Source organism: Marinimicrobium sp. UBA4509 (assembly GCF_002388575.1).
GTDB lineage: Bacteria > Pseudomonadota > Gammaproteobacteria > Pseudomonadales > Cellvibrionaceae > Marinimicrobium > Marinimicrobium koreense.
Genome location: NZ_DGMV01000008.1, coordinates 85,786 through 98,234 on the forward strand (window position 1 = coordinate 85,786; position 12,449 = coordinate 98,234).

Here is a 12,449-nt window from a genome sequence, read left to right on the forward strand (position 1 = left end):
CACACACACCGTCGCGACCATCAGCGGCGGAACAGATCTTTCAGCCGCTCTTCCGCACTCGGTTCGGACTCGCCGGACTCATCGGTCGCCTCTTCATCGTCGCCACCCAGCAGACGCTCGCGTACCCGGTCTTCAAGCTCGCGTTTTTCCTCATCGAGCTTCTCCCGGGCGCGGGCTTTCTCCTCGTCCACTTTTTGCTGGGCGCGGGCCTTTTCCGCTTCAATGCGCTCGCCGTGCTGCTCTTTTAGTTTGTAGGCGGCGAAGTCCTTGATCAGGGACTGCACTCCGTCGCTGTCGAGCCCACAGTCGCCAAGTGGGTTGAGGTCATCCAGTGAACCCCGGCAGCGCAGCAGCGACAGGCTCCGGTCCAGCCAGTAATTGCTGGTGACCTGACAGCCCCCTTCACTGGTGCTCTCACTGCCCAGGCGCATGGGCAGGGTAAAGTCGTACAGCGCCTGTTTCATGTCCAGTTTACCCTGGGCCCCAAGGGTCAGGCGCTCCACTCCGGCCTGCAGGTATTCCAGACGAATCACCTGATCCTGGATGGTAACTTTGCCGGACAGGGCTTTCATTTCGGTGTAATCCGCCCAGGCTTTCTGCGGATCGGCTTGCGCCTGCGTCACCCGGTTGACGATTTCGCAGAACTTCTGCTCGACGTTCAGCGGCGCGAGCCGCACTTGAGCGCCGGAGAAGGCGGCCTGCGCATCCAACGCCGAGGTGAGTTCATTCAGGGTCAGGCCCCGGGTATCCGCGGCCACATCGGCGTTCAATGCGCCGGTCAGTTGCAGCTTTTCATCAAACTCCAGGGCGGTCAGAAGAGGGCCGAGTTCCAGCCCGCTCAGGTCCGCCACCAGATCCACCACTGCTGTTTCACCGGTACCGTCCAGGCGGGCATTGGCATCGAGCCGGCCCTGGTAGGCGTTGAGCGTGGCCCGTTCCAGATTGACCACGCCGTCGCGAGCCAGCAGGCGCACGCTCAGGTCCTGCATTTCCAGGTCCTTGACCGTCAGGGCGCCGAAATCCAGACCAAAGGCGACATCCAGTGAGCGGATCAGCTCAAGTGGGATCAGGGGCTCGTCTCCGGTGCTCCCGGTTTCTTCCTCCACCGCTTCCTCGGACGGAGGCGGCAGGTAATGGTCGATATTGATCCGGTCGCCCGTCAGTGCGACGTTCAGAGCCATTTGCGACAGATCGGTGATCGCCGCCCGCCCTTCAATGGTGGTTTCATCCAATTCCAGGCGCAGCGGATCGACCGATACCTGCTCGGTAGTGCCTTCGACCCGGGCGCTCACCGCAACCCGGGACAGAGCCTCCGGGTCCGCCAGTTCTGGCGCTGGTAAGGACAGTACCGCCATCAGCGCCTTCGGGCTGAACGGCTCCAGGGTCAGGTCGCTCTGATAACGCGGACTGGTCAGCAGCTCATCCACGCGGGCGTTGATGGTCAGGCGAATATCGTCGGAGGCGCCGGCCCGAGCCAACTCGACCCGCAAACGGCCGTTGCTCAGCTCCAAATGAGAAAAGTCCTGCGCCAGAGTGATCCGCCCATCCAGTTCTCCCGCCACCGCCAGTGGTTCATTGCCGAGCGTGGCCGGATCTTCAATGGACGCTTCCCAGCCCAGGGCGAGATTGAACGGCTGGCCCTGCAGGTTGAAGCCGGTAATGCCCACGTTCAGCGGCGAGAGGGTGAGGTCCTGCCCGGTCCCGAGGTCGCGATAGTGCAGTGAGGCATTGCTCAGGGTGATCTGCTCCACAGCCAGTTGCAGCGCCTTGCCGGACTCGGCTTCACTGGCGGTTGCGGGTTCCGGCGCGGGCTGCTCCGGAGTACTCTCCTCCGGCAGCAGCGCTTCCCAGTTGCCCTGCCCCTGCTCGTCCACTATCAGGTCCAGCGCCGCACCATCAATGAGAATGTGGTGCACCGACACTTCGCCCTGCAACAGCGGGCGAATGGCCAGGCGCAGGCTGGCCTGGTTGAGCTCCGCAATGGCGTCATCCGGCGCGCTCACCGCGGCGACCCGGATATCGTTGACCTCCACCCCCAGGGCGGGCCATAACTGCCAGCCCAGATTGCCGTTGATCTCCAGCGCAACCCCCTGCTCCTGGGCCAGGCTCTCGAGGCGTGGTTTGAACATGTTGGGGTCGAACACAAACACCAATGCGACTGCTGCGATCACAATCAACAGCACCAGCGCTACCAGAACCTTGAGCAGACGTCTTAACAGTTTCACCCGGCACTCCCCTGTCGCACTTTGGCGGAAATAGTGATGGAAAAGGGCTCAGTGTAAGCCCAAAGCGGAAGCAGCCCAAGTGTAGACGTCTCAAGGACCACTTCGCGGGTTAAAAACGTTAAGAAAGCGTTTGCTTCTGTAAATAAGAATACTTATCATCTTAGGCAGCGTTACACTTCCTGTTTGTATATCAGCATTCTCTGCACATTAGGTGGCTTCTTTATGAAACAACTGACCCGCACTTTGATTGGCGGCCTGCTGGCTGGAACCACCGGCCTGTTACTGGCCGCCTGCAGCGACTCCGGCGAACAAGGCCAGGCCGAGCAGACCGAGGCCAAACCCACCGTCACGGTGTATTCGGCCCGCGCCGAACACCTGATCCAGCCGATTTTCGAGCGCTATACCGAGGAAACCGGTGTGAAGGTCCGCTTCATTACCGACAGCGCCGGTGCCCTGATCCAGCGGCTGAAGGCCGAAGGCAGCAATACCCCGGCGGACCTGCTGCTGACCGTGGATGCGGGCAACCTCTGGCAGGCTTCCCAGGAAGGCCTGTTCCAGCCGGTTGAATCCGAAGTGCTGGAACGCAATATTCCCGACCATCTGCAGGCGGACAACAACGACTGGTTCGGCCTGTCGGTGCGTGCCCGCACCATCGTCTACTCCACCGAGCGGGTTGACCCCAGCGAGCTGAGCACCTACGAGGCGCTGGCCGATGATCAATGGCAGGGCCGCCTGTGCCTGCGAACCGCCAAGAAGGTATACAATCAGTCTCTGGTCGCCACCATGATCAACACCCTGGGAGAAGAGACGACGGAAGAGATCGTTTCCGGCTGGGTGGACAACCTGGCCACCGCTCCGCACTCCAACGACACCTCGGCCATGGAAGCGGTGCTGGCGGGTCAGTGTGATGTCACCCTGGTCAACACCTATTACTTCGGCCGCCTTCAGAAAGAGAATCCGGAGGTGAAACTGGCCATCTTCTGGCCCAACCAGGACGGTCGCGGGGTGCACGTCAACGTCTCCGGCGCCGGCCTGACCAAGCACGCCAAACAACCCGAAGCGGCTCAGGCCCTGCTCGAGTGGCTGTCCAGCCCGGAAGCCCAGGAGCAATTTGCCGAGGCCAATCAGGAGTACCCCGCCAACGGTAGCGTCGAGCCCTCTGACTTCGTCGCCGCCTGGGGCGATTTCAAAGCGGACTCGGTCAATGTAGAATCCGCCGGTCGCCTGCAAAGCGATGCCATCAAGTTGATGGATCGCGCCGGCTATCGGTAATCGGTACCCGCAGGTACCGTCGTATCGGGAGTCGGCCTGACCGGGCCGGCTCCCGTTGTTGTTTTTAAACCCGTGCTTCAGGGTCCTCGATTGACCAATCCAGCCATGACTCACAGCGTGATTCAGCGCGAACGCCGCCGCCATTACTGGCAGGCCCGCCTATGGCACCTGCCCGTCTGGTTCATGGCGGTACTGGTGCTAATGCCGGTGAGTGTGATCGTCCTGAGCTGGGGGGATGCACAGACGGATATCTGGCAGCACCTGATTCAGACCCAGCTCGGGCGGCTACTGGAAAACACCCTGATTCTGGTGGTGGGGGTCGGGCTCTGGACGCTCCTGCTGGGCGTCAGTCTCGCCTGGCTGGTGGCGGTCTGTGACTTTCCCGGCCGACGCTGGCTGGATTGGGCGCTGATGCTGCCTCTGGCGGTCCCCACCTATGTGGTCGCCTTTGTGTTTCTGGCGATCACCGATTACGCCGGACCGATTCAGAGCCTCTGGCGTGCCTGGCTCGGCCCGGACGTCGCCTTCCTGCCGGTGCGGGGCCCGCTCGGGGTCGTGTTCATCATGACCTGCGTTCTCTACCCCTATGTCTACATGCTCGCCCGCAGTGCCTTTATCGCTCAGGGCCGCGGCCTGACCGACGCTGCCCGGCTGCTTGGCGAAGGCCCCTGGGGCGCCTTCTGGCGGGTCGCCCTGCCCATGGCCCGGCCAGCCATTGCGGTGGGCATTTCCCTGGCGCTGATGGAAACTCTGGCGGATTTCGGTGCGGTGGCGGTGTTCAACTACGACACTTTCACCACCGCCATCTACAAGTCCTGGTTTGGCTTTTTCAACCTGACCGCCGCCGCCCAGCTCGCCTCGTTACTTCTGCTGTTTGTCGCCCTGGCGTTATTCGCCGAACAGAAAGGCCGGGGCCGCAGCCGCTTCCACCAGACTCCGCGCCGGGAAACCCAGCGCTACCCTCTCAAGGGCGCCCAGGCCTGGCTGGCCAGTGGCTACTGCATTACGGTGTTTGTGGTGGCCTTTGCCATCCCCATTGGCCAACTGGCCCTGTGGACCTGGGCCGAAGGCGCCGCCGCCCTGGACAACCGCTACTGGAGCCTGATTCGCCACACCTTCATTCTCGGCGGTGTCGCAGCGCTGGCCACCACTCTGCTCGCGTTGCTGGTGGCCTACGGCCAGCGCCTGCTGGGCAAGCATCAAGTCAGTGGCGCGGTGCGCCTGGCCAGTCTGGGCTACGCCCTGCCCGGCTCGGTGCTCGCGGTGGGTATCATGATCGGTTTTGCGTTTATTGACCGGGAAATCATCAACCGCGTCCAGGCATTGCTGGGCCTGGAGACCCAACAGTTGTTGGTGGGCACCCTGCTGGCACTGATTCTCGCCTACGCCATCCGCTTTTTCTCGGTAGCGTTTGGCCCGGTGCAGTCGAGCCTGGAGCGCATTCGCCCCAGTTACCAGGAGGCCGCCCACAGTCTGGGCGCCAATCAGTGGCGGGTGTTGCTGCGGGTGTACCTGCCTCTGCTGACGCCCGGATTACTGACCGCGGCGCTGCTGGTTCTGGTGGACACCATGAAAGAGATGCCCGCCACCCTACTGTTGCGCCCCTTCGGTTGGGACACCCTGGCGGTGCGCATTTACGAGCTCACCGGCGAGGGCCAGTGGCGCCGGGCCGCCCTGCCGGCCCTGACCCTGGTAATCCTGAGTATCGCGCCCGTGATGTTGATGATCCGCCAGAGTCGGCTGCCAGCGCGCACCGCCACCACCCTCAGCTCCGGTTCCGGCCCGAAACCCTGACCGGCCAACGAGTCACCACTGGTTAAAACGCCCCCGGGCCGCTAAAATAGCGGCCTTTTACCGGTCTTACGGGAGCTACGGCTTCCGCCCGATCCCACGTTCTGGACCAGCACACTATGGGCAACCGCACCCCTTTGTATGACACCCATGTCGCCATGGGTGGGAAAATCGTTGATTTTGGCGGCTGGGACATGCCGCTGAACTACGGCTCGCAAATGGAAGAGCACCACCAGGTGCGGCGGGCCGCCGGCATGTTCGATGTGTCCCACATGACCGTGGTGGACGTCTGCGGCACCCACGCCAAACCCTACCTGCAGTACCTGTTGGCCAACGATGTCGCCAAGCTCGACGGCAAGCCCGGCAAGGCCCTGTACAGCGGTATGCTCAATCACGAGGGTTGCGTGGTCGATGACCTGATTGTCTACAATCGGGAGGGGCACTTTCTGCGCGAGGGTCACTACCGCCTGGTGGTGAACTGTGCCACCCGGGAGAAAGATCTGGCCTGGATGCGCGAGGTCGGTCAGGATTACGATGTCGAAATCGATGAGCGCCCTCACCTGGCGATGATTGCGGTTCAGGGCCCCGAGGCGATTGCCCGGGTGACTCAAGTGTTGCCCCAGTACGCCGAAGGCATTGAGCAACTGAGCCTCTTTCAGGCCTATGAGGCGGACGACTGGTTTATCGGCCGAACCGGCTATACCGGTGAAGACGGACTGGAAATCGTGTTGCCTGGCGAGCAGGCGGAAGCCTTATGGAAAGCCCTGGCTGAGGCCGGGGTAGCGCCCTGCGGCCTGGGCGCGCGGGACACTCTGCGCCTGGAAGCGGGCATGAATCTGTACGGTCACGAGATGGACGAGCAGACCTCGCCGCTGGTGGCCAATATGGGCTGGACCATCGCCTGGGTACCGGAGCAGCGGGACTTTGTCGGCCGTCAGGCGCTGACCGACCAGAAGGCGACCGGTGTGCAGGACAAGCTGGTGGGCCTGAGTATGACCGCGCGCGGTGTACTGCGTGCCGGTCAGCGTGTCCGCGTTTCCAGAAGTGAGCGCGAAGGCATCATCACCAGCGGCAGTTTCTCCCCGACCCTGGGCCACAGCATTGCCCTGGCCCGGGTGCCCATCGAGGTGGGCGAGCAGTGCGAAGTGGAACTGCGCGGCAAGTGGGTGACCGTGTCGGTCACCAAACCGGCGTTTGTCCGCAACGGCAAAGCCCTTATTTAAATTTTATTCAACTGACCACAGGAAAGCGAGCCATGAGCGAGATTCGCAACGAACTGAAATACCTGCCCAGCCACGAGTGGGCTCGGCTGGAAGAAGATGGCACCGTCACCATCGGCATCAGCGATCACGCCCAGGACAGCCTGGGTGATGTGGTGTTTGTGGAACTGCCGGAAGTGGGCAGCACCGTCAGCAAGGGCGAGGAAGCCGGCGTGGTGGAATCGGTGAAAGCCGCCTCGGACATTTACTCGCCGGTCAGTGGCGAAGTGATCGCCATCAATGACGCGCTGGAAGATTCACCGGAAACCGTGAATGGTTCGCCCTACGACGATGGTTGGTTCTTCCGCGTGCAACCGACCGACACCTCGGAGCTGGACGATGCTCTGGATGCCGATGGGTATCGGAATGCGGTGGAGAGTGAAGGGGCTTAAGAAATAGCCTGGGAAGCACGCATAAAAAACGGCGCCCGAGGGTGCCGTTTTTTGTTTGGTGGTGTCGTTGGGTGAGTTTACGGCGGATGCGGGCTTTGCCCTCCGAGGCGTCGGACCGATCCACCACGGCAGGTCGCGTAGGGGCCGAGCGCAGCGGTATTAAGCCCACATCCGCCGTTACCCAACCCGACCACTTTCCCCCGGATTAAAAACTCCCCTTAACCCCAAACGACGCGGTCCGACCGTACTCTTCCAACTGGTAGGTGTAACCCTCCGACCCCTGATACAACTCCAACGGTTCGTCATTGATATTCACCAACTCAAACACCAGGTCCAGACCTTCCGCCAGGCGATACGACGCCGTCAGGTCCACCTGGGTGTGCGGCGCCACATAAATATCAAACGCCTGACTGTCACCCACCTCACTCAGATACTCATCACGGTGAGAAATACTCAGGCGCGTACTGAAGCGGCCCATCTCGTAACCGACATACAGGTTACCGGACTGCTCGGCCGACTCAGGCAGAGCAAAGGTTTCCCCGTCCCGCTGCTCCAGCGACAACTCAGTATCCAGGAAAGTCAGGTTACCGCCGACCAGGAAGGCGCCCAGTTGCTCTTCCAGGTTGAACTCCACCCCGGTCACCGAGGCGTCGGTGCCATTGACCGGTGTGGTCACTTCGTAACCGGCAAACTCGGCGTTATTGGTGGTGGTGAACTCGGCGATGTAATCGTCGATATCCTTGTGGAAAATACCGGCCGACAGCACACCGCCATCGCGGTACCAGTCAAACATGATGTCAAAGTTGGTGGACTGGTAGGGGTCCAGCTCGGGGTTGCCGGCATCGATTTCCAGGTCTTCCCGGTTGATGGAAAAACGCGGGGAGATATCAGAAAAGCTGGGACGGGCGATGGTGGTGCTCCAGGCCGCACGCAGCACCATGTCGTCGCTCAGGTTGTAGCGGTAGTGCAGTCCCGGCAGTACATTGGAGTAATCGGACTCGACAGAGCGGCTGGTGATCGACAGATCGCCGTTCTCATCAAATTCCAACTGATTGCCCGTGGCGCTGTAGTCGGTGTACTCCACTCGCGCCCCGGCGATCAACTGCCAGTTATCGGCCTGCCAGGTGCCCATCAGGTAGCCGGCGAGCACATCTTCATCGGCGACAAAATCTTCGGCCTGCTGCAATTCGCGCGCTTCGTCCTCATCCTGCGGGCGAATCTGGAATGCATCGCGGTCGGCATAGAAATCGCTCAGGAACATTGATTCACTGATTCCCTCCCCGAGATTGGCGAAGGGGTAGTCCGGCGCGCCGATGGTGTAGGGCTCAAGGCCCAGTTCCGGCACATCGCGCAGCTCGATTTCATTGACGTCGACATCTTTGCTTTTGGCCCGGAAATCGATACCGGTCTTCAGAGAGAAGTTGCGCTGACCAAAGGCATCACGGAACAGAGCGTTGGCCGAGAAATTCAGGTCGTCATCGTCGATGAATTTCGGCTCCAGTACCACGCGATCCAGCAGGTACTCGGCGTGATTCAGGTGGCTGATATCTTCGGCGCCCTGGTTCAGAATACGGAAGGAAGGAATACCCTGGCCGATGGTAAATTCACCGTCGAGCGCTTGCGTCTGGTACTCAAACCGTCCTTCGGTTTCATCGGGCACCTTCTCGCGAGTTACCGAGTAACCCAGTTGATAATCCAGCTCCATGGATTCCATGATGTGTTCGCCACCCAACGCCAGCGCCGTGGTGTCCTGTTCTTTGGTACGGAAACGGATGCGTCGACGGAAGCCGTCCTCGGCGATGTCTTCAAAGGTACCGTTGTTACCATCGAAATCGGCCAGTGTGCCGTCTTCAAATACATAGATGCTACGCTGACGGGTTTCGGCATCGCTGAAACGGCTGAACACGGTATTCATGTAGTAGCGGCTGGTGTCATCCGGGCGATATTCCAGGTTGACGTTGGCACCGATACGCTCGCGGTTGACGTAGTACTTACGCAGCTGGACTTCCTGCAGGGCCTTGACAGTCTCGCCGAGATCATCGTTTTCGTAATAGGCGGCTTCAATATTGTCTTACTGGAACTCGCGGTCCAGAAAGTTCGCGCCGAGGGAAATACCGAAATTCTCAGAGCCTCCAAAGGCATTCACCACGTCGGTGTAGTTGGCCTGCAGTTTGGGGCTGGTCTTTTCGCTCAGCTCGTTGTAAGACCCCTCGGCACGGTAACGGAAAGTGTCGCCGTCATAGTCGAATGCGGACCCGGACTTCACATTCACCGCACCGCCAATGGCATCGCCGGGCATATCCGGTGTGGGCACCTTGGTGATTTCGATCAGCTCAACGGAGCCGGTGGGAATCACATCCAGCGGCACCGCGCGGGAGCCGTCTTCCGGAGTACCGATGCGCATACCGTTAATGGACACCGAACTCAGCCCCGCACTCACACCGCGCACGCTTACAAAGCGACCTTCGCCCTGGTCACGGGAGATGGACACACCCGGCAGGCGCTGCAGGGACTCGGCCACGTTCTGGTCCACAAACTGACCCATGGCGTCGGAGGCGATAAAATTGGTAATGCTGTCCGAGTCGCGGTACAGGTCAATGGCTTCGTTGCGCGCTTCGCGCTGACCGGTAACGATCAACTCCTCTTGCAACACAGGCTGCTGTGCCTGAACAAAAGAAGTGCTGCCAGCTGACAGCGCGGTAACGGCGATGGCCAACGGCAATTGGCGAACGTTCATAAAACCCCCTTATAACGAAATAGATCACTTCTGGCGCAATAATCTTTGAAGGGGAAATAATGAAGGGAGAATATGACAGCAATATTCCAGGTAGGTGACAACCGTGTGAAATAGGTCGTGGGTGACCAACGCTAGCAGAGAACTCAACCCAGCATTGGGCAACTGATCAATCTACTGGTAGCTCCTTATTGTCCGCCAGTCTCCCTCTGCGTCAACTGATAGGACAAAAAGCCTCAGATGTTGATAACTTCCTCCATCCACGGAATCCCGGGAAGAAATAAGGACGTCCTCGACTCCATCGCCGTCAAAATCCCCACGACCGACCAGCTCCAGTCGCTGCAAGCCTCCCGTAGTATAAAAATCTACAACCTGTGGAGAAATGACGTCCACGTTTCGAATTTCATTGATATCACTCCAATACTTAACTTCCGGGTCGCGTCGACTCTCTTCGGACTCCGTCTTCGACGTTTCAAATGCCAAATCCGAAGGAAAATCGTCCGGACTAGAGTCGGTTAGAATTGGCTCTGGAATATAGGAGATACTAGACCGGTCTGCGTCCCTTAGAAGTTCCGTCGCCCGACACATGACACCCAACTCAACAAAGGCGTTCATTTCGTGCTCACGCACAGTACGGGTCTCTGGGGTGACACCTTGAAGGTACTCCTCGCAATTTGAAAAGGTTTCTTCTCCTTCACCGCGAGTTTTGGTTACGTCAATCGAAGCATACCAATTCTTGCTTAGCAGCCCGGATAGTTGGTCTCTTCGCTCAACATCCACGTGTTCAGCCAAGAGCTCCGGCAGCTTGAAACCAGAGTACCACAGGACGGGATATGCGCGTTTCTCTTCAGCTCCACCCCGCGAACAGCCTACCAATAAAGATAGAAAAAGTGCTAGAACCACCGCCGGAGCGATGTCTTTGCCTTTGACAGAAAACATAGAAGTGATCCTATTACTTTGAATTACCTGAACCAGCGGCTTCCTTGGAGTCGTCCACACACGCTTCCAGGAGGTCTTTGACGTATTTATTCCGAGCATCAGATATGGGAGATTTTCGACTTGAGTTGTCCGCGGCTTTCTGCCAATCCTTCGCTTTTACTGCGGCATTGAAGTTTGGCCAGTTATTATTGAGCTCGGTCATTCCGAGATTAAATATCAAGTCAAACAAAGCCAGGCGAGCCTTACTGGGGAAGCTGTCAAAATCACTGTATATTCTTTTCAGTTCACTTTCAAAACTTTGGATATGTTTATTTGTCAGTTTATCAATTTCAGCGTCGGGCAGCCTCAGTTTTGTATGTTTTTTGTACATTGAGGCCAGTCGATTGGCGGGTTGTTTTTTGACACTGTCGTAATCCGCTTTTATTTCTTCTTGAGTAGCTGGCAGATTTTTACTGTTTTTGAAGGCTAGAAGCTGAGCCGACGCCACTGTACTCAAAAGGTGTCCGATCCCTACGGTAACAAAGCCTTTAGAGTCCAGGTACATATGTGACACTTTCCCTTCGTACTTTTCCAGGTTCTTGCGCAGTATTGCTTTTTCCTTTTCCGTTGCCATGCAGCGTGCTCCTTTGGGTAATCCATTGTCAGTAATCCCTTTCCATGCTCATCGATACGTTCAAGCATAAAAAGTCGTTATCGAACAGGCGCGCCCAGTATATCCGACCAATCCAGTATTCCGAAGAGAATCAGGCGTCAATTGGCCTGTCGGCTAACCCCCCTATTGAGTTCCGTTTCCAGCCAGCTTTTCCCCGGTTCCGGGGTACACTGTCCTCATTGATCTGGGGGACGGCACCGTGACCAACAGCCACTACCGACAAGCCCGACTGGCTCGCGACCATCGTTTCGATGGCCGGTTTTTCGTTGCGGTGAAAACCACCGGCATTTATTGTCGCCCGATTTGCCCGGCTCCGGCGCCGAAAGAGCGGAACGTTCTCTATTTCGACAGCGCCATTGCCGCCGCCAACGCCGGGTTTCGCCCTTGCCTGCGTTGCCGGCCCGATAGCGCCCCGACCTCCTGGGCCTGGAAAGGTACCGACACCACCCTGGAGCGGGCGCTACGGTTGATTGATGATGGCGCCCTGCTGACGGGCAGCGTGACTGACCTCGCCGACCGGCTCGGCATCAGCAGCCGTTACCTCGGCCGGCTGTTTCAGCAAAACGTCGGCACCAGCCCGAAGCAGTACGGCCTCTATCAACAGGTGCTGTTCGCGAAGAGCCTGCTTCAACAGACCCGGCTGCCGGTTACTGAAATCGCCCTGGCCTCGGGCTTCGGCAGCGTGCGCCGCTTCAATGACTGTTTTGCCAGCGCACTGCGACTGACCCCCAGTGCCCTGCGACGCCAAGCTCACAGCCAGCACCCGGAGCCCGGCATCCGCCTCTTGCTCAGTTACCGGCCACCCTACGACTGGCCAGCGCTGCGCGACTTTCTCAAAACCCGCCTGATCGATACCCTGGAGTGGTGCGGAGATGACTACTACGGCCGGACCTTTCGCTTGGCCAACGGGCACAGTGGTCGTTTTACCGCCCGGCACCGGCCCGAGCGCTTTGGCTTCGAGGTCAGCCTGGAACTGAGCCAACCAACTGCTCTGTTGCCGGTGGTTCGCACCATTCGTCGACTGCTGGACCTGGATGCCGACAGCAGCACCATTGATGCTCACCTGGCGCCGATCCAGGCGCAGCTGGGTCCAATGCGGCCGGGTTTACGGCTGCCGGGTATATGGGATCCGTTTGAAGCCGGCGTTCGCGCCATTCTCGGGCAGCAAATCAGTGTCGCGGCCGC

10 protein-coding genes are annotated in these 12,449 nt (G+C 59.2%); 5 read left to right on the top strand and 5 right to left on the bottom strand.

Annotated features, from left to right (window positions below; translation table 11 throughout):
* Positions 1 to 20 precede the first annotated feature (20 nt).
* Positions 21 to 2,225 carry an AsmA family protein gene (locus tag B3520_RS01105; protein WP_286807061.1) on the bottom strand — a complete coding sequence of 735 codons (2,205 nt, stop codon included), beginning with the start codon at positions 2,223 to 2,225 and terminating at the stop codon, positions 21 to 23.
* 222 nt (positions 2,226 to 2,447) lie between these two features.
* On the opposite strand from B3520_RS01105, the gene B3520_RS01110 reads away from it, so the two are divergent.
* The 4 genes from B3520_RS01110 (at position 2,448) to gcvH (ending at position 6,939) form a co-directional block, all read left to right on the top strand.
* A complete protein-coding gene (locus B3520_RS01110; RefSeq protein WP_286807062.1) occupies positions 2,448 to 3,497 on the top strand; it encodes a Fe(3+) ABC transporter substrate-binding protein in 1,050 nt (349 codons plus the stop codon).
* Between the two features lie 105 nt (positions 3,498 to 3,602).
* A complete protein-coding gene (locus tag B3520_RS01115; protein WP_286807063.1) occupies positions 3,603 to 5,291 on the top strand; it encodes an ABC transporter permease in 1,689 nt (562 codons plus the stop codon).
* Positions 5,292 to 5,407: 116 nt separating this feature from the next.
* Positions 5,408 to 6,511, top strand: a complete 1,104-nt coding sequence (gene gcvT / locus B3520_RS01120) for a glycine cleavage system aminomethyltransferase GcvT (protein ID WP_286807064.1) — start codon at positions 5,408 to 5,410, stop codon at positions 6,509 to 6,511.
* A 32-nt stretch (positions 6,512 to 6,543) separates the two neighbouring features.
* Positions 6,544 to 6,939 carry a glycine cleavage system protein GcvH gene (gcvH, locus tag B3520_RS01125; RefSeq protein WP_024462023.1) on the top strand — a complete coding sequence of 132 codons (396 nt, stop codon included), beginning with the start codon at positions 6,544 to 6,546 and terminating at the stop codon, positions 6,937 to 6,939.
* Between the two features lie 205 nt (positions 6,940 to 7,144).
* Here gcvH and B3520_RS01130 read toward each other — a convergent pair whose 3' ends face one another.
* The 4 genes from B3520_RS01130 to B3520_RS01145 all read right to left on the bottom strand — a co-directional run bounded on the left by B3520_RS01130 (position 7,145) and on the right by B3520_RS01145 (position 11,225).
* Positions 7,145 to 9,004, bottom strand: a complete 1,860-nt coding sequence (locus B3520_RS01130) for a TonB-dependent receptor (RefSeq protein ID WP_286807094.1) — start codon at positions 9,002 to 9,004, stop codon at positions 7,145 to 7,147.
* Between the two features lie 6 nt (positions 9,005 to 9,010).
* Positions 9,011 to 9,676 carry a TonB-dependent receptor plug domain-containing protein gene (locus tag B3520_RS01135; protein WP_286807066.1) on the bottom strand — a complete coding sequence of 222 codons (666 nt, stop codon included), beginning with the start codon at positions 9,674 to 9,676 and terminating at the stop codon, positions 9,011 to 9,013.
* Positions 9,677 to 9,847: 171 nt separating this feature from the next.
* Entirely contained in the window at positions 9,848 to 10,612 is a 765-nt protein-coding gene (locus B3520_RS01140) for a hypothetical protein (RefSeq protein ID WP_286807067.1), read from the bottom strand.
* Positions 10,613 to 10,625: 13 nt separating this feature from the next.
* Positions 10,626 to 11,225 carry a glycoside hydrolase family protein gene (locus tag B3520_RS01145; RefSeq protein ID WP_123639306.1) on the bottom strand — a complete coding sequence of 200 codons (600 nt, stop codon included), beginning with the start codon at positions 11,223 to 11,225 and terminating at the stop codon, positions 10,626 to 10,628.
* Between the two features lie 238 nt (positions 11,226 to 11,463).
* On the opposite strand from B3520_RS01145, the gene B3520_RS01150 reads away from it, so the two are divergent.
* Positions 11,464 to 12,449 (top strand): bifunctional transcriptional activator/DNA repair enzyme AdaA (locus B3520_RS01150; protein WP_286875140.1); only part of this gene is annotated, 986 nt, incomplete at its 3' end.